Here is a 20,082-nt window from a genome sequence, read left to right on the forward strand (position 1 = left end):
GGCCAGGAACGAGGCCGGGTGCGAGCCCCGATCCGGGTGCCCCGCAGCGGGGTGATCAAGGCCGTACAGTCGCGGTCGTGCCCATCGTCCCGACCCACATTCTGCGGGCCACTCCCCCGTTGGCCCTGGCCGCCTCCTGCTGGCGGGCTGCTCCTCGGATACCCCCAAGGGTCCTGGTGACACGCCTGCCATCTGCGCCGACTACCGACACGTGCAGGACGACTTCGCCAAGTCGCCCGAGCAGGCCACCCTCAACGCGGAGAACCTGAAGTCATCCGGCGGCACGGGCGACCCGGCCAAGCAGGAAGCCGCCCGACGGGCCTGGGCGACCGCTTACGCCAAACGCATCCGGCCGTTGGCCGGGCGCGCCACCGACCCGGCCGTCAAGACGGCATTCACCAACCTCGCCGACGCCTTCGCCAGCGGCAAGAATGACATCTTCAACGAGATGGACGCCGTGGTGCACGTCTGCCCGGGTCCCACGGACACACCCTCCTGAGCGAGCGGCCGGAGTCGTGTTCGGCAATCCCGCAGCCTGAACGGCTCCGCTTCAACAGCGACCGCGACGGCGACGGCGACGGCGACGGCGACCGCGACGGCATCGGCTGCGGCTGCGGCGCAAGCGCCCGAGTGAGTGTCCGCCTGCTTCGCCGGGCAAGCGTCGCGGTGTGACCCCTGACCAGCGGGCGGCATCACGCTACGAGCGCGACCCCGGCGTCATGAATCCGCCCTGGATCGTACGGCTGCTACCGCGGCCCAGGGGGTCCATCACGTGCAGCAGCGGCTGGTTGCGCAGCTGAGCAGGATCGGCGCAGAATGTTGAACGTGTTCAAAAATGGACGACCGGGGGCCTGGCTGCTGGCCGGGCTGACCGCATCGGTGCTGCTTCGTGGACCCATCTGGCTGCTCACCTGGCTGTATGTCGGGCCGCTCCTGGGTCCGATCGATGGGCTGCTCATCAGCGCAGACAACCAGACCGCCGCCGCGGTGGTCTGGTTCGGAGACGTGGTCGCATCGCTCCTCGCCGTTGTTGCGACCGGCGTGACATGCCTGGGGCTGGGCGAGGACCGCCTGTGGGCGTACCGGATGGGGCGAGGTCTGGCCTGGTTCTACATCGCCGTCAACACCGTGACCGCTGCCACCTGTGGCACGCTGCCGCCGGACTGGGGCATGCTGGCGCCCGCGCTCCTGGCCTTGTACGCCGGCTCGATCGGCGTCGCGATTGTTGTCCTTCGTCAGCTGGCGACACACCGCCGGTCGGCCACCGTCATCGGCATCAACGCGCTTCGCCGCCTGGACTCCCGTCGCGACGCGCCCGAACGTCGCAGATCCTCACTGGCACATCGCGGCGGGGCGTCGTGACCCGTCGGCGCGCAACCCGCGATTGAATGTTCGAACTTTATAGAACGTGTTTGTTTCGGAGATTCACAAAAGAACGTGTTGACACCAGATCCAACATCGTCGCTCAATATGTAACAACCACGAGGTCCGCCAGGACGGTTCGTTGATCGTTCTTCTCGAGGAGAGTTATGTACAAGCGAGCGCTCGTCGCGACGACGGTGTTGGCATCGTCGCTGTTCATCTCGAACGTCATAGCGCCGGCACCGGCGCTGGCATCCGACAACGGTGCTTCCCGGACGCCGCCGGCAGGATGGAGCAGCTGGAGCTTCCTGATGCGCAGCCCGACCGAGGCCAAAGTGAGGGCCCAGGCGAAGGGCATGTCCGACGCCGGCCTGGTGGCCAAGGGTTTCCAGTACGTCAATCTGGACGACTACTACATCCGCAACCCCGGGACCACCGTGGACCAGTACGGGCGCTGGGCGGTCGACACCACGAAGTTCCCGAGCGGCATGAAGGCCCTCGGTGACTACGTCCACGGCCTCGGCGAGAAGTTCGGCATGTACGTGACCCCAGGCATCCCGGTGGCGGCGTACAACCAGAACACCCCGATCGAGGGCACATCGTTCCACGCCCGCGACATCGTGTCCGACACCAGCCGGTACGAGACGAACTACGGCGGTTTCGGCAATGTCATGTACTTCATCGACTACGCCAAGAATCCCACTGCGGCACAGGCGTTCCTGAACTCGTGGGCCAACCTCTTCGCCTCCTACGGCGTCGACTACATCAAGATCGACGGCGTGCACACCAGCGACCAGGACGACGTCATCCACTGGGCAACGGCGCTGCGGCAGACCGGCCGGACCATCCACTACGGACTGTCCAACACCCTGGACTTCAACAACGTCGGCACCTGGAAGCAGCAGGCCAACAGCTGGCGGATCAGTGGTGACATCGAGTGCTACTGCTCGACGCTGACCCACTGGGGGATGATCCGTTCGCGCTGGGCCGACCTGCCGAAGTGGGCTCCGTACGCCGGTCCGGGTGGCTGGAACGACCCGGATTCCCTCGAGGTCGGCAACGGCACGGCCACCGGGCTCACGCCGCAGGAGCGGCAGAGCCAGCTCACCCTGTGGGCGATCTCCAAGGCTCCGCTGCTGCTCGGGGTGGACATGACCAAGTTCGACGCCGGTGACCTCAACATGCTGAAGAACGACGAGGTCCTCGCCGTCGACCGGGACGGCGGCCGGCCGGCCACCCCGGTCTCCCAGGCCACCCAGCAGCAGGTCTGGCGTTCGACGAAGAACCCGGACGGCAGCTACACGGTCGCCATGTTCAACCTCGGCGACAACACCGCCACGATCACCGCCAACTTCGCCGACCTCGGCTTCACCGGCAACGCCACGGTCCGCAACCTGTGGGGCCGCTCGTCCGAGACGCTGTCCAACTCGGTCACGCGCAGCCTGACCAGCCACGAGTCGGCGCTGTTCAAGGTCACGCCGGCGGCCGGCAGCACCCAGCTCGGTGGCCAGCTCGTCAGCGCCAACTCGAGCCGCTGCGCCGACTCGCCCGGCGGCACGACCGTCAACGCGACGCAGCTCGTGGTGTGGGACTGCAACGGCGGCGAGAACCAGCGGATCACCTACAGCGCGTCGGCCAGGACCCTCAAGGTGCTGAACAAGTGCTTCGACGCGCACGACAACGGCACGGCCGCCGGCACGCACGTCGAGCTCTACGACTGCAACGGCGGCGCCAACCAGCAGTGGAACGTCAACGCCAACGGCACGATCACCGGCGTCCAGTCCGGGATCTGCCTCGACGTCACGGGCACCACGAATCCCAACGGATCCGGCCTCGAACTGTGGACCTGCAACGGCGGCGCCAACCAGCGCTGGACCCTGGGGTCCGGGGTCCGCGTCCCCTGATCCGGCTGCCCACCGGACGGGCGGTCAGCGCGAGTCGAGCGCCGGCAGCCCGTCCGCGGCCGCGGGTGCGAGGTCCGCGGAAACGCCCGCGAGCTCCGGGGTGGCCGTCCCGCGGGGCAGCGTGAAGATGAACCGGGCGCCGTCGCGGTAGGTGTCGTCGAGGCGGATCTCGCCGCCGTGGAACTCGACCACCTTCTTGCACACGGCCAGGCCGATCCCGGTGCCGGTGTAGGTCTCGCGGGAGTGCAGCCGCTGGAAGATGACGAAGATCTTGTCGGCGAACCTGGGGTCGATGCCGATGCCGTTGTCCTCGACGCTGAACTGCCACCGGTTGCCCGCCTCGGCGACCGTGACCCGCACCACCGGGTCGCGCTCCGGATGGCGGAACTTGATGGCGTTGCTGATCAGGTTCTGCCACAGCATCGTCAGCAGGGTCACGTCGCCGGGCACGGTCGGCAGCGGTGAGTGTTCGATGCGGGCCCGCCGTTCGCTGATCGCGCCGGCGAGGTTCGCCTCGGCCTGCCCGATCACCTCGTCGAGATCGACGGAGCGGCTGTCGTCGTACACCCGGCCGATCCGGGAGAACGTCAGCAGGTCCGTGATGAGCCGTTGCATGCGGGTGGCGCCGTCGACCGCGAACGCGATGTACTGCCGGGCCTTGTCGTCGAGCTGGTCGCTGTAGCGGCGTTGCAGCATCTGGCAGAACGAGGCGACCTTGCGCAGCGGCTCCTGCAGGTCGTGCGAGGCGACGTAGGCGAACTGCTCCAGGTCGGCGTTGGAGCGGTGCAGCTCCAGCTGCTGCTGCTCCAGCTTCGCCCGGGCCTGCTCGCTGGCGATGAACGCGTCCACGATCCGCTGCCGCATGGTCTCCACGTCGCCGGTCAGCCGGGCCAGGTCGGCGGGGCCGCGCACGGCGAGGCGGTGGTCGAAGTCCCCGCCCGCGACCCGGCGCACCCCGGCGCTCAGCCGGTCGAGCGGCTCCAGCACCACCAGGCGCAGCAGCACCGCGATGGCGGTGATGAACAGCAGCAGGAACCCGACCATGCCGAGGAACACGCCGTCGCGCAGCCGGCGGGCCTCGTCGAGGTCCTTGCGGGCCTGCTCCCGGACGCCGGCGAGGTGCCCGTCGAGGGTGCCGATCCGGTCGCGCACCGCGTCGACCGTGGTCGACGTGTCACCACCACGACGGCGAGCCTCGATCGACGGATCCGCCACCGTGGTCCGCCAGTCGCGGGCCTGCTCCTCGACCCGGTCCAGGTCCACGAGGGCGGCCTGCTCGCCGGCGAGCAGCTGCCGGATGCGGGCCAGCAGCGTCCGCTCGCCGGCGACGCCCCGCGCGTAGGGCTCCAGGAACCGCTCGTCGCCGCTGAGCAGGTAGCCCCGCACGCCGGTCTCCTGGTCGACGAGGGCGGCGGTCAGCTCCACGACGGCGGTGCGGGCCGGGGAGATCCGGTCGCTGAGCCGGTTGGACACCGCCGCGGTGTGCGCCAGGATCGCCGCGCCGACGGCCGCACCGGCCAGGACCAGGACCACCATCGCGATCAGGACCGACGCGAACCAGCGCTGTGTGCTCCACCGCCGCGGGAATCCACCTGTGCCAATCACAGCAGCAACGTACGCGATCGGCGGCGGCGCCGCCCGTGGCGCGTGGTCAGCCCTCCCGCGGGTTGAACCGGGACGCCTCGCCGAGCTCCTCGAACAGCCGGCGTTCGGGCTCGGTCAGCTTCGCCGGGACCATGATCTTGACCTCGGCGTACAGGTCGCCAGGGCGGCCGCGCGGGTTGGGCAGCCCCCGCCCGCGCAGCCGGAGCCGGCGCCCGGACGACGTTCCCGCCGGCACGTCGACGTGGACCGGCCCGCCGGGCGTGTCGAGGGGCACCGGCCCGCCGAGGGCCGCCTCCCAGGCCGCCACCGGCAGGTCGAGCACGATGTCGCGGCCCTCGACCCGGAACCGCGGGTGCGGCGCGAGCCGGACGACCAGGTACAGGTCGCCGGACGGCCCGCCGACCACGCCGGGGTTGCCCTGGCCGGCGAGGCGGATCCGCTGCCCGTCGACGACCCCGGCGGGCACGTTCACGTCGTAGCGGCGGGGGCTGCCGTCGGGGCCCGGGAGGGTGACCTGCCGGCGGCCGCCCCGGAACGCGTCCTCGACGCCGATCGTGATCGTGGCCTGGGTGTCGGCACCGGGGACCGGGCCCGCGCCGCCGGGTCCGTACCGGCCGCCGCCGAACATGCTGCCGAGCAGGTCCTCCAGGTCGACGTCGACGCCCTGAAACCCGCCGCCCTGAAATCCTCCTCCGCTCTGAAATCCTGCGCTCGGAACGCCCGCGCCCCGCCGGGCCCGGGCGGCCCGGTCGAACTTGGCCCGGCGCTCGGGGTCGGACAGCACGTGGTAGGCCTCGTTGATCTCCTTGAAGCGTTCCTCCGCGCCGGGTTCCTTGTTGATGTCCGGATGCTGCCGGCGGGCCAGGGTCCGGTACGCGCGCTGGATCTCCTCCGGTTTCGCGTCCCTGGCCACGCCGAGCACCTGATACGGGTCGCGGTTGTCAGCCACCGTCCCGACCCGCTTCCGGGTCCACCGCCAGCTCGGCCGGCGCGCTCACCGCGACGACGGCCGGCCGCAGCAGCCGCTCCCCGTCGCCGAATCCGGGACGCAGCACCCGCACGACCGTGCCCGGCGGCGCGTCGCTGTCGCGGACGACCTCGGCCGCCTCGTGCCGCACCGGGTCGAACGGTTCACCGACCTCGCCGACCGGTTCGAACCCGAGCCGGGCAAGGATGCTCAGCGCCTGGTCCCGTACCCCTGCCACGCCCTCGAGGATGGTGCTCGGATCGGCGTCGCCGTGCTGCAGCGCCAGGTCGAGGTTGTCCAGCACCGGCAGCCACGCGGCGGACACGGCGAGCCGCTCCTCCTGCCGCTGCCGCGCCGACTGGCGCTCGGCCCATTTGCGGGTGTTCTCGACGTCGGCGGCGGCCCGCTGCCAGCGCTCGGTGAGCTCCGCGACGTCCCCGTTCACCTCGGCCACGGCGTCACCCGGTGTTGAAGTCGGCGTCGATGACGTCGTCGGCGTCCTGCGGGGCCTCCCGGTTTCCGCCACCGCTGCCGAGCGCCAGGGCCGCCTGCCGCAGGTCCTCCGTCAGCTGGCGCAGCCGCGGCGTCTGCGCCTGTTCCCGCACTGCCTGCCGGGCCTCCTCCACGAGCATCGTGGCCCGGGCCCGCTCGTGCTCCGGCGCGTCCCCGCGCTCCTGCAGGCCGCGTTCCAGTTGGTACGCGGCGCTGTCGAGCTCGTTGCTCGCGTCGACCCGCTGGCGGATCTGCTGGTCCTCGGCCCGGTGCTCCTGGGCCTCGCGGACCATCCGCTCGACCTCGGCGGCGTCCAGGGTGCCGCTCTCGGTGATGGTGATCTGCTGCTGCGCGCCGGTGTCCTTGTCCTTCGCCGACACGTTGAGGATGCCGTTGGCGTCGACGTCGAAGGTCACCTCGACCTGCGGGGTACCACGCGGGGCGGGCCGGATGTTCTCCAGCCGCATGCGGCCCAGGACCCGGTTGTCCGCCGCGCGTTCCCGCTCGCCCTGCAGCGCGACGACGTCGACGGCCGGCTGGTTGTCCTCGGCGGTGGAGAACACCTCGGCCCGCCGGGTCGGGATCGTCGTGTTGCGGTCGATGACCTTCGTCATCAGCCCGCCGAGGGTCTCCACGCCCAGCGACAGCGGCGTCACGTCGAGCAGGACGACGTCCTGCACGTCGCCCTTGAGCACCCCGGCCTGGATGGCCGCGCCGAGCGCGACGACCTCGTCGGGGTTGACGGTCATGTTCGGTTCCTTGCCGCCGGTGAGGCGGCGCACGAGGGCCTGCACGGCCGGCATGCGGGTCGCCCCGCCGACCAGGATCACCTCGTCGAGGTCGCCGGCGGTGACCTTCGCGTCCTGCATCGCCTGCTTGACCGGACCCATCGTCCGCTCCAGCAGGTCGTGGGTCAGCTCCTCGAACGTCGAGCGGGTCAGCGTCGTCGTGAGGTGCTTGGGCCCGGTCGCGTCGGCGGTGATGAACGGCAGGTTCACCTGCGTCTGCGTCACCGACGACAGCTCGATCTTGGCACGCTCGGCGGCCTCCGTGAGCCGCTGCAGCGCCTGCGGGTCCGTGCGGACGTCGATGCCGGTCTCCTGCTGGAACTGCCCGGCGATGTGCTCCACCAGGCGGTGGTCGAAGTTGTCGCCGCCGAGGTGCGTGTCGCCGGACGTGGCCCGGACCTCGACCACCCCGTCGCCGACGTCGAGGATGCTCACGTCGAACGTGCCACCACCGAGGTCGAACACGAGGACCGTCTCGTGGCCCTTCTTGTCCAGCCCGTACGCGAGGGCCGCCGCCGTCGGCTCGTTGATGATCCGCAGCACTTCCAGGCCGGCGATCTTGCCCGCGTCCTTGGTCGCCTGGCGCTGCGCGTCGTTGAAGTATGCCGGAACCGTGACGACCGCCTCGGTCACCTTCTCCCCGAGGTGCTTCGCCGCGTCGTCGGCGAGCTTGCGCAGGATCTGCGCGGACACCTCCTCCGGCGACAGCAGCTTGTCCCGTACGTCGAAGCGCACCATGCCGTCGGGCCCCGCGACCACGTCGTAGGTGACGCCGCGGGTCTCCTCGCCGACCTCGTCGAACCTGCGGCCGATGAAGCGTTTCGCGGAGGTGATCGTGCCTTTGGGGTTGAGCACCGCCTGCCTGCGGGCAAGCTGCCCGACGAGCCGTTCCCCGCCGTCGGTGTACGCCACCACGGACGGGGTGGTCCTACTGCCCTCCGCGTTGGGCAGGACGGTCGGCCGACCGCCCTCGAACGCGGCGATCACGGAGTTGGTCGTCCCGAGGTCGATTCCTACAGCGCGTGCCATGTGCGCGTCTCCTCTCGAGCCCTACAGCCGGCATGCCGACTCCAAGGCTCGCCGCGCCACCACGGCCCCGTCTCACCCGCCGCGGATGGCCGCCGCCTCAGCCCGGATCGCGCGAAGCGAAGCTGATGGCGCCGTCGCGCAGGACCGCGTGCACGCCGACGACCTGGTTGACGATCTGCGTGACCCGCAGGTCGACCGCGACGCTGGACAGCGCGACGGCGTCGGCCCGGGTCACCCCGTGCAGGCGCTCCAGGAGGGTGAACATCGACTCCAGCGCGGCGTAGCCGGCGTCGTCGAGGGTGTCGCCGAGGCCCAGCGCCAGCCAGGCGTCGGCGGTGCGGACGACCGGGCCCGGCACCGGGAAGTCGTCGCGGATCCCGAACGTCAGCGTCACCCGGTCCATCGGGCACTCGATCGCGGTGCCGCTGACCTCGCCGTCGCCCTGGGCCGCGTGCCCGTCGCCGGCGGAGAACAGCGCGCCGTCGACGGGGATCGGCAGCAGCAGGGTGCTCCCGGCGACCAGTTCCTTGCAGTCGATGTTGCCGCCGTGCACGCGCGGCGGGATGGTCGAGTGCTCGCCGGGTCCGGCGGGCGGCATGCCCATCACGCCCAGGAACGGGCGCAGCGGCACCGTGTGGCCGTGCTGGTTTCGGCCGGTCATCGCGGCCGGGTCGAGCGTCCACGCGTGCACGACGCCCTCGGTCTCCAGGTGGTACCGCCGGTTCGGGCCGCTCGGCCAGCCACCCGCGACCGTGGTGCCCCACGTCGCCGGGACGACCTCGTCCACGCGGACCTCGAGTGTCTGACCGGCGGAGGCCCCGAGCACCTCGATCGGGCCGATCAGCGCGTGGCCGTACCCCGGGCGGTGCTGCGGCACGCGTGGCCGGTCGGGCGGGTGCTCCCCGGCGTAGGGGCCGGCCGACCACCAGCAGTCGAGGGTCCGGAAGGTGACGCTGTCGCCGGGCCGCACGGTCAGCACCGGCGGGTAGGCCGCCGAGAAGTAGCCGTGCAGCGTCCGGTCGTCGGGTTCCAGCACGTGTTCCACGATGTCGCAGTAAACCAGGCCGCTCAGCGCCCGCCGCAGAGGGCGTGGTCGATGAGGTCGACCGTGATGTCCTCGGTGGGCGCCGGCACGCCGGGGGCCCGCTGGAACGAGTCGGTGTTCATGGAACGCGTCGTTCGTCGGCACCGTGCGGCGCATCTCGGCGAGTTCCGCCGGGCGCAGGCGGCGGTCGTGGCGGACAAAAGCGGCCCGGTCGTCCCGGCAGTGCGGGGCGATCGCGACATCCCGGACGCCGGGTCACCCTGAGCGGGTGATGCGCGGCCTGTCACCGCCGGTCCCGAGTGCCATGATGGTGGCCGGGACGGGTCTCGGGTCACGCGAGGGGCAGGTGAGCTCGATGGCACTCCATCACGCCGCCCGGCGGCAGGGTCGCCGGCTGCACGTGGTCAACGAGGGCGGGGCGGTCGCCGACGTCCTGGAGCTGACCGGGGTCGGCTTCCCGCCACCGGCCGACGGCACCGGGAAGCCGACCCCGTGAACACGCCGGAGCGCGCCGACAGGTCCGACACGCTGTCGTACGGCGACGTCGGGGACCTGGGCACGGTCCGGGAGTTCGTGCGCCGGCACGCGCTGGCGCTGGGCATGTCGGAGGCCCGGACCGAGCTGCTGATGCTGGCGGTCAACGAGCTCGCGACCAACACGGTCCAGCACACCATCGGCGGCGGCCAGGTCCGGGTGTGGGCGGACGACGGGCACATCGTGTGCGACGTCGTCGACCAGGGACCGCCGCGGACGTTTCAGCGGCAGATGCCGCCGGCGGACGCGGTGCGCGGCCGGGGGCTGGCGATCGTGGAGCGGGTCTGCGACCACGTCGACACGGTCAGCGGCCCGGAGGGGACCACGGTCCGGCTGCGCCTGCACCTCTGACCGGCGCTCAAGCACGTAGGCCGGGCGGCGCTACTGCGGTGCCGGGTGACGCGGGACTTGTCCCTCACGCGGCGTCATGCCACATAGTCGGTGGCGTGGAGGAGCACCTGACCGTGGGACATGTGGCGGAGCTGGCCGGCGTCACCGTCCGTACCCTGCATCACTACGACGAGATCGGCCTCTTGCAGCCGTCCACGCGGACCCCGGCCGGATACCGGGCGTACTCCGCGGGCGACGTGGAGCGACTGCGGGAGGTGCTCGCCTACCGGCGGCTGGGCTTCGGGCTGCGCGAGATCGCGGACCTGGTCGACGACCCCACCACCGACGCGGTCGCGCACCTGCGCCGGCTGCGCGGCCTGCTGGTGGACCAGCGCGACCGCGCCGCGGCCATGGTGACGGCCATCGACCGGGAACTGGAGGCACGAGCAATGGGCATCAGGACGACACCGGAGGAGCAACTGCGGGTGTTCGGCGCGCAACTGTACGACACCATCGGAGCCGCCTACCCGGCCACGCGGCGCACCGAGCCGCGGATCGCCGCACGCATCTGGGCCGCGCTGGGCGACGCGCGAACGGTGCTGAACGTCGGGGCCGGCACCGGCTCCTACGAACCCGCCGACCGCGACGTCACCGCGGTGGAGCCGTCGGCGGTCATGCGGGCGCTGCGTCCCGCGGGCGCTGCGCCGTGCGTGGCCGCCGCCGCGGACAGCCTGCCGTTCGAGGATCAGTCCTTCGACGCCGCGATGGCCGTCAGCACCGTGCACCACTGGCCGGACCCGATCGCCGGGCTGCGTGAGCTGCGGCGGGTGGCCCGCCGCGTGGTGGTGTTCACCTACGACGCCGCCTCGCACCAGCGGTTCTGGCTCAACCGCGACTACCTGCCCGAGTTCGCCGGCCTGGTGGTCGGCGGGCCCGCACTGGCCGACCTGACCCGGGCGATCGGGGGACGCGCGGAGCCGCTGCCCGTCCCGTGGGACTGCGCCGACGGCTTCTTCGAGGCGTACTGGCGCCGCCCTGAGGCATACCTGGACGAACATGTGCGCCGCGCGGTGTCGGTCTGGACCAGGGTCGGCCCGGAGGCCGAGCAGCGTGCGGTGCGCAAACTCCGGGCGGACCTGTCCTCAGGCGTGTGGGCCGAGCGCAACGGCGAGCTGGCCGACCTCGACGCGGCGGACCTCGGCCTCCGGCTGCTCGTCGCCTGAGCCACCGGGCCGCTACCGCCGTCGCGGTAGCGGCCCCCGCGAGCGGATCAGGCGAACTGGGCGAGCAGCGCCGGCGGTGCGGGCTGCACCTCGGCGGCGGCCGGCTTGTTGATCGTGACCGGCTTGCCGAAGTCACTGAACGTCGTCGTCGCCGTCGTCGCCGGAATCTGGCCGGCGGCGGGCGTCTTGACGATCAGCGACGTGACGTAACCGTCGGCGCCGACCGTCGCCTCGAACGGCACCGACTGCGCCGCGTTGCCCAGCTGCTGGATCAGGGCCGCGCTGGACGCCGGGAGGTTGCGCTTGGTCATGTCGATCGTGCCCTTGAACGTGCCGGCGCCGGTCCGCTCGATCGTCACGATCGCGTCAGCGAACCCCTTGACGTTGGCCGGGTCGTCCGGATTTCCGAGGCCCAGCTTGCTCAGCGACGTCTTGCTGCCGTCGACGTACATCCACTTCTTCGGGTCGACGCCCGGAACCGGCAGGTTCAGCTTCAGGTACAGATCGGTGCCGACGATGATGACGTCGGCCGTGATCTGCTGCCCCTGCGCGCTGATGGTCAGCGAGCCGCTGTTGGCCTTCTTGACCGGGTCGCTGGATCCGGTCAGCTTGACGCTGGCCGCGGCTCCGGTGTCGGTGGCCGTCGAGTAGGCCACGGTCACGCCGTTGAACTTGTTGAACGCCGCGGCCAGTTCCGCGCGCGGGTCGGCCGCCGGTGACGCCGCGGCGCTGGTCGAACCGTTCGCCGCCGGCGCTGCGGCGCCGCTGTCGGTCTTGGTGCCGCAGGCGCCGGTGACGGCGAGCGTGCCGGACAGGGCCAGGGTGAGCAGGACACTCCTGCTGGACTTCATGTGTTCCTCCCCGTGGGCGGCTCCGTGCCGCCCCGGCGAGGATAGCCACACCCCGCCCAGGCGGTCACACCGGTTTGTCCGCCCGGGCCCGGGACCCGCCGGGAGCCGGTCAGATGCTCCCGATGGTCGCCGACGGGATGCCGCCGCGGCAGGCGATCTGCATCCGCACCGTGTGCTCGGGGTTCTTGAACGAGATCCGTGCCCTGGTGGCCGGTCCCGCCTCGACCTTCACGAGCTCATACGTCTCGGCCGGCTCCCACGACAGCAGCTGCGCCAGGTCGCCGGTGGTGCAGGTCGCCAGGACGCTGCCGCCCATCGACGACAGGGTCCGTTGCTGGGGTGAGGGCGGTTCGCCCGGCGTCGGCGGTGCGGTGGTCGGCGCCGGGTTGCCGCCGGTCGGCTGCGGGACGGGATGGGTGGCGCCGCCGGTCGGACCCCTGCCCGCGGGCCCGCCACCGGCCGTGGTCGGACCGGTGCCGACGGAAGGAACCACCGCGGTCGTGGCGGACGGTGCGTCGGCGCCCGGCGTTTCCGTCACGGTCGATGACGTCGACGGCGCCGCAGCGGCGGCGGCGGCGGCGGTGGCGCGCTGCTGCTGCGCGGGCGGACCGGCGGCGAACGCGGCCACCACCAGGCCCGCGGTGACCAGGCCGGCCACGGTGGCGGACGTCACCACCAGGGTTCGCCGGCGGCCCGGCGGGGTGCCCGTCGAGGCGGCGGCCCGGACGCCCGGCGGCGGGATGAGCACGGCCGACGGCTCACCGTCCGCGGCCGGGGCGGCCGCCGCGTGCGCCCGCTCGTCGGCGACCACCCGCAGGCCGGCCGCCGCGGCGAGGACCGCCGCCACCTCGGGCGCGTCCGGCCGCAGCGCCGGGTCCTTGCGCAGGCAGCGGTGGCACAGGTCGATGACCTCGTCGGGCACGCCGGGCAGCAACGGCAGCGGCTGCGGCTCCGTGTACACGTGCGCGACGAGCAGCTGCACCGTGTTGTCGACCTGCCACGGCAGCTGCCGGGTGAGCAGCTTGTACAGCAGCATGCCCAGCGCGTACACATCGGAGGCCGGCTCGACCGCGTCGTCGGTGAGCCGCTCCGGCGCCAGGTAGGACGGGGTGCCCAGCACCTCCGTCGGCAGGGCACCCTCGCCGCTCGGGGCGGCCGACGCGGCGATGCCGAAGTCGACCACCTTGGCGCCGGTCTCGGTCACGATCACGTTGGCGGGCTTGATGTCACGGTGGACCAGGCCGGCGGCGTGCGCGGCGGTCAGGGCGGCGGCCACCTCGGCGCAGATCCGGAACGTGACCCGCGGCTCGATGGGCCCGGCGGCCATGCGCTGCTCGAGGGTCTGCCCGCGGACCAGCTCCATCACCACGTACGGGACCGTCTGACCGTCCTCCTCGGCCTCGCCGTAGTCGTGGACCTGGGCGATGTTCGGGTGCGAAAGGGTCGCCGCGGTCCTTGCCTCGGCGCGGATGCGGCGCAGCGACTCCGGCTTGGCGGCGTGCTGTCCGGCCAGCATCTTGACCGCGACCAGTCGCCCCAGCACCTCGTCGGTCGCCGACCACACCACGGCCATCCCACCGCTGCCGAGCTGCTCCTCCAGCCGGTAGCGACCACCGAGCACCCGCTGCTCCTGCACGTCCGGCTGCCTCCCGAGCATCGACGTCTCCCGCACGCCGTATCCTGCGGGAGATTCCACCCCGGCGCCAGTCCGAGGCCCGAGCCTACATTTGTATGAAGGCAAACACCTAGGGGCCCTGGCCGGCCAGGCCCGCGCGGACCGCCCCGGGCGCCACGCCGAACGTGCGGCTGAACGCCCGGGAGAACGCGGCCTCCGAGGCGTACCCGAAGCGGTGCGCCACCTGCGACAGCGGCTCCGCCGACTGCTGCAGGTGGGTGTGCGCCAGCTGCATGCGCCACTGCGTCACGTACTGCATCACCGGCTCGCCGAGCAGTGCGGTGAACCGGGCCGAGAACGCGGAGCGCGACATCGCCGCCTCCCGGGCGAGGGACTCCACGCTCCACGGCGCCTCCGGCGCGCGGTGCATCGCGGTGAGGGCGCGGCCGACGTGCTCGTCGCGCAGCGCCGCCAGCCAGCCCTGGTGCGCCTCGGGCGCGGTGTCCAGCCAGCCCCGCATCGCCTGCACGACCAGCACGTCGGCGAGGCGGGTCAGCACCGTCTCGCCGCCGGGCCGCAGCGCGGTCGCCTCGCCCGCGATGAGCTGCAGGGTGCTGTGCAGCCAGCCGCCGTCGTCGTCCCACCCGTCGACGTGCAGGACCGGCGGCAGCTGCGCGACCAGCCGCCGGGCCGGGACGTGGTCGCAGCGCAACACGCAGTAGGTGACCCGGGTCAGTGCGCCCCCGCCGCCGTGGCGCAGCAGCTCGTAGCGCTCGCTGACCCGCTCGACCGGGATGTCGAACAGCGGCGTGGCAGCCGGGTGGCCGGGTCCGCTGTGGACGCGGTGCGGGGTGCCGTGCGGGATCAGCGTGAGACCGCGCGGGCGCAGCGTCCGCGGCGGCTCGCCGGCGACCTCCAGGACGGCCTCACCGGCCGTCACGACCAGCAGCGCCATCAGCTCGTCCAGGGCCGGCACGTCGATGGCCCACGGCGTGGTCAGCTCCGAGCGGCAGTAGAGGGTGCCCGTGAGGCGCAGCAGGTGCAGCGCCTCACCGAGCGGGTCCGCCGCCGGCGGAAGGATCGTCGTCACCGCACCATCGTCCACCGGGTTGGACGATCTGCAAAGACTTCAGGTGCTTCGATGATTCAGAATCTCGCTGGTACGGGCGAGGCTGGACCCATGACCACACTCGTCACCGGCTCGACCGGCAAGACCGGCCGGCGGATCGTTCGCCGCCTCACCGACCTCGGCCACCCCGTCCGCGGCGTCTCCCGCCGCACCGACCCGCCGTTCGACTGGGAGCGGCCGGAGACCTGGCCGGCCGTCCTGGACGGCGTCGGGGCCGCCTACGTCACCTACCACTCCGACCTCGCCGCACCCGAGGCGCCCGCGGCCATCGAGGCGTTCACCAAGGCCGCCTCGGCGGCCGGCGTCCAGCGGCTGGTGCTGCTGTCCGGCCGCGGCGAGCACCACGCCGAGAGCTGCGAGGACATCGTGCGGGAGTCCGGGCTGGGCTACACGCTGATCCGCTCGGCCTGGTTTGCGCAGAACTTCGGCGAGGGCGAGCTGCGCCAGGGCGTCCTCGACGGCGCCATCCACCTCGCCGCCGGGTCCGTCGCCGAGCCGTTCGTCGACATCGAGGACATCGCCGACATCGCCGTCGCGGCGCTGCTCGACGAGCGGCACGCCGGCCGCCTGTACGACGTCACCGGACCGCGCCTGCTGACCTTCGCCGAGGCGGCCGAGGAGCTCGCGGCCGCGTCCGGGCGCCCGGTGACCTATGTGCCGGTCACCGTCGAGGAGCTGCGGGCCGCCCTGGCCGGGCACCCGCAGGCCGACCTGTTCGCGGACCTGTGCGGCGAGGTGTTCGACGGCCGCAACGCCAACCTGGGCACCGGGGTCCGCGACGCGCTCGGCCGCCAGGCGCGCGACTTCGCCGACTACTGCCGCGCCGTGGCGGCCGCGGGAGCCTGGCGGTGATCCGGCGGATCCTGCTGTCCGTGGCCGGGCTCGTCGCGGTCGCCGTCGGCACGGCCGGCCTGTTCGCGCCGGTGGCGTTCCGCCGCCAGTACGGCATCAGCATCGGCGCCGACGCGAACCTGCTCAGCGAGACCAGGGCGGCCGGCGGCGCGGTCCTCGCGGTCGGCGTGCTGCTGATCGCCGGTGCGTTCGTCGCCCGGCTGGCGTTCGCGGCGGCGCTCGCCGGTGCCGTGTTCTACCTGGCGTACGCCGTCTCCCGGGGGCTGTCCGCCGCGCTGGACGGCACCCCCGCCGGCGGCCTGGTGCTCGGCGGGGTGGTGGAGCTGGTCCTCGGCCTGGCCTGCGGCTACGTGCTCTACCGCGACGCGGGCCGGCCAAGGTCCGCGGTGCTGTGACGCGCCGCAGGCCGGCCGAGGTCCGCGGCGCTGGAACGCGCCGCTGCAACGCGGTGCGGCCAAGGTCCGCGGTCGGGTAGCGCGCCGCTTCAGCGCGGTGCGGGCCACTCCAGGTCCGGGTCGACCGGTTCGGCGTAGTCGACGCCGGGGACGTCGAAGCCGTACAGGCCGCGGAACTGCGCGCGGAACCAGTCGACGTCGGCGACCTCGGCGATCGTCTCCTGGGTGATCGCGCGCCAGCGCTCCGCCACCGCGGCCTGCACGGCCGGGTCCAGCTCCCACCGGTCCAGCCGCAGCCGGCCCTGCTCGTCGAGGTCGAACGGGGCCGCCCCGGTGAGCTGGTCCCACAGTTGCACCGACTGCTCGACCGGCGACTGCAGCGCGTCGCCGAGCACGGCGTGCAGCAGGCTCACGTACAGCGCGATGCCCGGGATCGCGGTCGACGCCTGCGTGACGGCCGCGCCGTTGACCGAGGTCAGCGCGCGGCCGTCGACGGCGGCGAGCCGCTCGTCGAGCTCGCGGGCGGTCCGCTCCAGGTGCACCTTCGCGGCGCCGATCGTGCCGTCGCGGTAGATCGCCGACGTCAGGCTCGACCCGATGTAGGACAGCGCGACGGTGCGGAACCCGGTGCGCAGCAGGTTTCGCTCCTGCAGCGCGGCGACCCAGCGGGACCAGTCCTCGCCGCCCATCACCTGCACCGTGTCGGCCGCCTCCGCCTCATCGGCGGGCTGGGCGGTCACCTCACGCAGGATCGGGGCGCCGTCGCTGTCGAACTCCAGGGTCCGCGTCGTGTGCGCGGCGCCGATCGGCTTGATGACCGACTGATACGTCGTGCCGGTCCGCGGGTCGGTCCGGCGTGGCGCCGCGACGCTGTACACCAGGAAATCGAGCTGACCGAAACGCTTCTCGATCAGGTCCAGCACCTCGACCTTGGTGGTGTCGGCGAACGCGTCGGCGTTGACGAACGTGAAGTCGCTGCCGGCCTCCGTGGCGACCGCCTCGGTGGCGATCGTGCGATACCAGCCGGCGGTCCCGGTGCGCCGCCCCGGTGGCCGCTCGAACGCGACGCCGACCCCCTCGATGCCGTGCCGCTGCAGGCCGGCCAGGGTGGCGGCCAGGCCGTAGCCGGCGCTGGAGCCGATCACGAGCGCCACCGGCCGCCGTTGCGGCGGCTGCGCCGCCGGCGGGATCTGCGCCACCATGTCGGCGACGCTGCGGAAGCAGCCGGTCGGGTGCGCGTCGAGCAGCAGGAACCCTCGCCCGGTGGGACTGACGACACGTGCGGCCACGGTGCTCCCTCTCGATCATCGGCTGGTGCCGTCCCATCCTGTCACGCCCGCCGCGGAGTCCGATTTCCGGCAGCGGGCGTGTGATCGGCGCGCGTCACTGCCTACGTTGGCGGCGTGGACCTCATCGCCAGCGCGGACGTCAGCGCCGACAACATCCTGGACTACTCGGTGACACCGGCGTGCCAGGTGTATGTGATCGCCGAGCACATCGTGCGCGTCCCGCGCTGCCAGGTGCTCGCCGTGGCGAACCTGTCCAACCACCAGCCGCCGCCCTATCCCTTCCCCGGGGTGCCCTCGGCCCCGGCGAACCTGCGGACCGGCGCGCACGCCTCGGTCGGCTTCCGCGACGGCGGCACCGGCGGCTGGGACCACACGGTCTACGCCCGTGGCGAGTCCGACGACTGCGCCGCCGTGAGCTTCCGCGTGTACGTGGAGCAGGGCTGGGCCGCCGTCACCGGGCTGGTGTTCCAGACCGGCATGGTGCTGCCCCGTTCCGACCGGATCGTGCTGGAGGCGCACCGGATCGTCTTCGACGCGATCACCGGGCTCATCGTCTTCAGCGTGACGACCTCGCGGGCCGGCGAGGCCGGAGACGACGACACCGACCCCGACGAGTACGCCCTCAGCACCGCCCGCGAGCTCACGCCGACCGGCACCCACCTGCGGGTCCGCGCCCTCGACCGGCCGCTGCCGCCGGGTCGCAGCTTCCGCGTCGACCCGGACACCGGTGCCGTCATCGAGGTGCGCAACCGCGCTCAGCGGTAATACAGGTCGTCGGCCTCCACCACGCTCTTCTTCGCCGGCGCCTTGATCTGCAGCGGCTCGCCGTGCCCGCTCATCGTGGTGGTCAGCTTGACGGTCCGGTCCTTGTCGGTCAGCTCCACGGTGATCGTGGTGACCCAGCCCTTGCCGTCCACGGTCGCGGTGAACGGCGCCGCCCCGCCGATCACCCAGAGGCTCGGCGCGCCGACCGGCAGGAACTCCGGGCTCGCGCCGCCGGCGTCGAAGCGGCCCTTGTAGCCGGTCGCGGCGGTGCCCTCGGCCGATTCGACCCGGGTGGTGAACTTCACCAGGCCGGTCGCGTCGGTCATGTCGAAGTAGACCAGCGCGTCGGGCTTCACCCGCTTCAGGTCCAGGTGCACCCACTTGCCGCCGGTCTGCTGCAGGTAGCTGTCGGTGCCCACGACGATGCGGTGCACCGGATCCTTCTGCGACGAGATCTGGATGGTCGACTCGAACAGCTTCGCCGTGGGGTCGAAGGCGCCGGTGGCCTTGATGGTGCCGTCGTCGCCGGGCAGGTCACCCTCCACGGTGAACCGGAACGCGACCTGCTGCGAGCGCTGCAACGCCTCGGCCAGCAGGGTCTGCGCCGGCGTCCCCGTCGGCGACGGCGGCTGCCACGGCTTGGCGGTCTGGCTGTCGGACTGTGTTTCGCCGGACGGCAGCCCGAGGCAGCCACCGGTGAGCACTGCCACGGCGACGCCACCCACGATCAAACGACTGAGCATGTGTTCCCCCCGGCCCGCCACAGTAGCGAAGCCGGTCGTTGCGTGCCGCCCCATTGCATCGAGCGTCGGGAGGTTCAGCCGGTGCGCGCCGTTTGGGCCCGTACAGGCGGGTGCTCAGCAGGTGTATCCGGCGCCGCCACACCATCCGGCCCAGCACTCCTTTCGCGCCAGCACGGCTGTACCGACGCCGCAGAGGGAAACGGTAGAGCGGTCAGAAGGGGGAGGGCAGGACGATGGAGCCGATGGTCGCGTCGCTCAGGCCGCAGTAGACGCGGGCGAGGCCGCCGTCGAGGGTCTCGAGGGAGCCGGGGAAGACGACGTCGGTCAGGTCCGGGCGCTTCGGCGGGGCCGGCGGGAAGTCCGACCGCATCGCGATGACCCGCGGCGCGGTGGCCGTGCAGGCGGCCGGGTCGATGGTCCACCAGGCACCGGCGTACTCCTGCGGGCCGCCCTCCTCGCCGACCGCGATGTGGCCGAGGACGCCGATGCGGTCGCCGAGGTCGTAGAGCTCGTTGACGCCGAGTTTGGTGTCCTCGGCGACCTGGTCGTGGAAGACGTGGGCCTTCGCGATCAGCTCGGGCGACAGCTCGGTGTAATCCTCGGCCATGATCAGGCTCACCCGGCCGCGGCCGGCCGTGCCACCCTGCGGGCGGCCGCAGACCGCGAGGCCGTCGCCGCGTTGCAGCAGCCGGATGTCCTTCATCTGCGGCACCTCGAGGAACGCGCCGCCCGGGTCGAGCCGCTCGACGTCGGGCGCGGCGTGGAAGCGGGTGACGACCATCGGCGGGTCCTGCCGGTAGTCCAGCGACACCACCCCGAACACCAGCACCGGCGTGCCGTCGCGGCCCAGCACCCAGGCCGCGAACGGGTCCTCGGCGCCGGTGAACACCGGCGTGCCGGGCGCGGGACGCCAGCCGCCGGGGGTGCGTTCGTAGAAGCGGATCTCCGGGTCCCACGACGACTCGTCACGCCAGTAGCTGTCCGGCGACTCGACCCGCACCGCGAGCAGGGTCCGGCCGCCCTGCCGCACCACACACGGGTTGTACGCGAGCCGGTCACCGACGCCGGGGATCACCTCGGCGACCCCGGTCGGGCGGCCGGAGCGGCGCAGATGGTCGGCGACGAGGTCGCGATACCCGATGGGCTGCGTCATGTGGCATTCCT

20 protein-coding genes are annotated in these 20,082 nt (G+C 72.4%); 9 read left to right on the plus strand and 11 right to left on the minus strand.

Features of this window, described 5'->3' with window-relative positions; genetic code table 11:
• The first annotated feature begins 211 nt into the window (after positions 1 to 211).
• The 3 genes from ACFPIJ_RS31275 (at position 212) to ACFPIJ_RS31285 (ending at position 3,266) form a co-directional block, all read left to right on the plus strand.
• Entirely contained in the window at positions 212 to 499 is a 288-nt protein-coding gene (locus ACFPIJ_RS31275) for a Rossmann-fold NAD(P)-binding domain-containing protein (protein ID WP_380120245.1), read from the plus strand.
• Positions 500 to 816: 317 nt separating this feature from the next.
• The gene (locus ACFPIJ_RS31280) at positions 817 to 1,362 is read left to right on the plus strand and encodes a hypothetical protein (protein WP_380120247.1); all 546 of its coding nucleotides are present in this window, start codon (positions 817 to 819) and stop codon (positions 1,360 to 1,362) included.
• A 167-nt stretch (positions 1,363 to 1,529) separates the two neighbouring features.
• Complete coding sequence (locus ACFPIJ_RS31285) at positions 1,530 to 3,266, plus strand: glycoside hydrolase family 27 protein (RefSeq protein WP_380120249.1); 1,737 nt, start codon at positions 1,530 to 1,532, stop codon at positions 3,264 to 3,266.
• Positions 3,267 to 3,290: 24 nt separating this feature from the next.
• Here ACFPIJ_RS31285 and ACFPIJ_RS31290 read toward each other — a convergent pair whose 3' ends face one another.
• From ACFPIJ_RS31290 to ACFPIJ_RS31310, 5 genes are all read right to left on the minus strand, one after another.
• Entirely contained in the window at positions 3,291 to 4,871 is a 1,581-nt protein-coding gene (locus ACFPIJ_RS31290; RefSeq protein ID WP_380120251.1) for a sensor histidine kinase, read from the minus strand.
• Between the two features lie 46 nt (positions 4,872 to 4,917).
• A complete protein-coding gene (locus ACFPIJ_RS31295; RefSeq protein WP_380120253.1) occupies positions 4,918 to 5,820 on the minus strand; it encodes a DnaJ C-terminal domain-containing protein in 903 nt (300 codons plus the stop codon).
• The gene (locus ACFPIJ_RS31300) at positions 5,813 to 6,292 is read right to left on the minus strand and encodes a nucleotide exchange factor GrpE (RefSeq protein WP_380120255.1); all 480 of its coding nucleotides are present in this window, start codon (positions 6,290 to 6,292) and stop codon (positions 5,813 to 5,815) included. The genes ACFPIJ_RS31295 and ACFPIJ_RS31300 overlap by 8 nt, the downstream gene beginning before the upstream one ends.
• 4 nt (positions 6,293 to 6,296) lie before the next feature.
• Entirely contained in the window at positions 6,297 to 8,147 is a 1,851-nt protein-coding gene (dnaK, locus tag ACFPIJ_RS31305) for a molecular chaperone DnaK (RefSeq protein ID WP_380120257.1), read from the minus strand.
• 97 nt (positions 8,148 to 8,244) lie between these two features.
• Entirely contained in the window at positions 8,245 to 9,183 is a 939-nt protein-coding gene (locus ACFPIJ_RS31310; protein WP_380120259.1) for an acetamidase/formamidase family protein, read from the minus strand.
• 364 nt (positions 9,184 to 9,547) lie between these two features.
• Here ACFPIJ_RS31310 and ACFPIJ_RS31315 point away from each other — a divergent pair, with 364 nt between their 5' ends.
• The 3 genes from ACFPIJ_RS31315 to ACFPIJ_RS31325 all read left to right on the plus strand — a co-directional run bounded on the left by ACFPIJ_RS31315 (position 9,548) and on the right by ACFPIJ_RS31325 (position 11,279).
• Positions 9,548 to 9,688: an STAS domain-containing protein gene (locus ACFPIJ_RS31315; protein WP_380120261.1), complete on the plus strand. Its 141-nt coding sequence runs from the start codon at positions 9,548 to 9,550 to the stop codon at positions 9,686 to 9,688.
• Complete coding sequence (locus tag ACFPIJ_RS31320) at positions 9,685 to 10,077, plus strand: ATP-binding protein (RefSeq protein ID WP_380120263.1); 393 nt, start codon at positions 9,685 to 9,687, stop codon at positions 10,075 to 10,077. The genes ACFPIJ_RS31315 and ACFPIJ_RS31320 overlap by 4 nt, the downstream gene beginning before the upstream one ends.
• A 95-nt stretch (positions 10,078 to 10,172) precedes the next feature.
• Entirely contained in the window at positions 10,173 to 11,279 is a 1,107-nt protein-coding gene (locus ACFPIJ_RS31325) for a MerR family transcriptional regulator (RefSeq protein WP_380120265.1), read from the plus strand.
• Positions 11,280 to 11,326: 47 nt separating this feature from the next.
• Here ACFPIJ_RS31325 and ACFPIJ_RS31330 read toward each other — a convergent pair whose 3' ends face one another.
• The 3 genes from ACFPIJ_RS31330 to ACFPIJ_RS31340 form a co-directional block, all read right to left on the minus strand.
• Entirely contained in the window at positions 11,327 to 12,130 is an 804-nt protein-coding gene (locus tag ACFPIJ_RS31330) for a hypothetical protein (RefSeq protein WP_380120267.1), read from the minus strand.
• 109 nt (positions 12,131 to 12,239) lie between these two features.
• Positions 12,240 to 13,787, minus strand: a complete 1,548-nt coding sequence (locus tag ACFPIJ_RS31335) for a serine/threonine-protein kinase (protein WP_380120269.1) — start codon at positions 13,785 to 13,787, stop codon at positions 12,240 to 12,242.
• An 88-nt stretch (positions 13,788 to 13,875) separates the two neighbouring features.
• The gene (locus tag ACFPIJ_RS31340) at positions 13,876 to 14,835 is read right to left on the minus strand and encodes an AraC family transcriptional regulator (protein WP_380120271.1); all 960 of its coding nucleotides are present in this window, start codon (positions 14,833 to 14,835) and stop codon (positions 13,876 to 13,878) included.
• Positions 14,836 to 14,925: 90 nt separating this feature from the next.
• Here ACFPIJ_RS31340 and ACFPIJ_RS31345 point away from each other — a divergent pair, with 90 nt between their 5' ends.
• Together ACFPIJ_RS31345 and ACFPIJ_RS31350 are read left to right on the plus strand one after the other, a co-directional pair.
• Positions 14,926 to 15,726 carry an SDR family oxidoreductase gene (locus tag ACFPIJ_RS31345; protein WP_380120273.1) on the plus strand — a complete coding sequence of 267 codons (801 nt, stop codon included), beginning with the start codon at positions 14,926 to 14,928 and terminating at the stop codon, positions 15,724 to 15,726.
• Positions 15,723 to 16,121 carry a DUF4345 domain-containing protein gene (locus tag ACFPIJ_RS31350; protein ID WP_380120275.1) on the plus strand — a complete coding sequence of 133 codons (399 nt, stop codon included), beginning with the start codon at positions 15,723 to 15,725 and terminating at the stop codon, positions 16,119 to 16,121. The genes ACFPIJ_RS31345 and ACFPIJ_RS31350 overlap by 4 nt, the downstream gene beginning before the upstream one ends.
• Positions 16,122 to 16,210: 89 nt before the next feature.
• Here ACFPIJ_RS31350 and ACFPIJ_RS31355 read toward each other — a convergent pair whose 3' ends face one another.
• A complete protein-coding gene (locus tag ACFPIJ_RS31355; protein WP_380120277.1) occupies positions 16,211 to 17,410 on the minus strand; it encodes a trans-2-enoyl-CoA reductase family protein in 1,200 nt (399 codons plus the stop codon).
• A gap of 114 nt (positions 17,411 to 17,524) precedes the next feature.
• Here ACFPIJ_RS31355 and ACFPIJ_RS31360 point away from each other — a divergent pair, with 114 nt between their 5' ends.
• Positions 17,525 to 18,175, plus strand: a complete 651-nt coding sequence (locus ACFPIJ_RS31360) for a hypothetical protein (protein ID WP_380120279.1) — start codon at positions 17,525 to 17,527, stop codon at positions 18,173 to 18,175.
• On the opposite strand, the gene ACFPIJ_RS31365 is transcribed toward ACFPIJ_RS31360, so the two are convergent.
• Positions 18,166 to 18,918, minus strand: a complete 753-nt coding sequence (locus ACFPIJ_RS31365; protein WP_380120281.1) for a hypothetical protein — start codon at positions 18,916 to 18,918, stop codon at positions 18,166 to 18,168. The two genes, ACFPIJ_RS31360 and ACFPIJ_RS31365, sit on opposite strands and share 10 nt — an antisense overlap.
• A gap of 211 nt (positions 18,919 to 19,129) precedes the next feature.
• A complete protein-coding gene (locus ACFPIJ_RS31370) occupies positions 19,130 to 20,071 on the minus strand; it encodes a DUF1861 family protein (RefSeq protein WP_380120283.1) in 942 nt (313 codons plus the stop codon).
• Positions 20,072 to 20,082: the final 11 nt, after the last annotated feature.

The organism is Dactylosporangium cerinum (genome assembly GCF_042653625.1).
GTDB classification, from domain to species: domain Bacteria; phylum Actinomycetota; class Actinomycetes; order Mycobacteriales; family Micromonosporaceae; genus Dactylosporangium; species Dactylosporangium cerinum.

Coding starts and splice junctions, on each gene's coding strand:
- ACFPIJ_RS31370 (WP_380120283.1), bottom strand. CDS start 20,071: ATGACGCAGCCCATCGGGTATCGCGACCTCGTCGCCGACCATCTGCGC.
- ACFPIJ_RS31330 (WP_380120267.1), bottom strand. CDS start 12,130: ATGAAGTCCAGCAGGAGTGTCCTGCTCACCCTGGCCCTGTCCGGCACG.
- ACFPIJ_RS31285 (WP_380120249.1), top strand. CDS start 1,530: ATGTACAAGCGAGCGCTCGTCGCGACGACGGTGTTGGCATCGTCGCTG.
- ACFPIJ_RS31365 (WP_380120281.1), bottom strand. CDS start 18,918: ATGCTCAGTCGTTTGATCGTGGGTGGCGTCGCCGTGGCAGTGCTCACC.
- dnaK (WP_380120257.1), bottom strand. CDS start 8,147: ATGGCACGCGCTGTAGGAATCGACCTCGGGACGACCAACTCCGTGATC.
- ACFPIJ_RS31280 (WP_380120247.1), top strand. CDS start 817: ATGTTGAACGTGTTCAAAAATGGACGACCGGGGGCCTGGCTGCTGGCC.
- ACFPIJ_RS31315 (WP_380120261.1), top strand. CDS start 9,548: ATGGCACTCCATCACGCCGCCCGGCGGCAGGGTCGCCGGCTGCACGTG.
- ACFPIJ_RS31335 (WP_380120269.1), bottom strand. CDS start 13,787: ATGCTCGGGAGGCAGCCGGACGTGCAGGAGCAGCGGGTGCTCGGTGGT.
- ACFPIJ_RS31345 (WP_380120273.1), top strand. CDS start 14,926: ATGACCACACTCGTCACCGGCTCGACCGGCAAGACCGGCCGGCGGATC.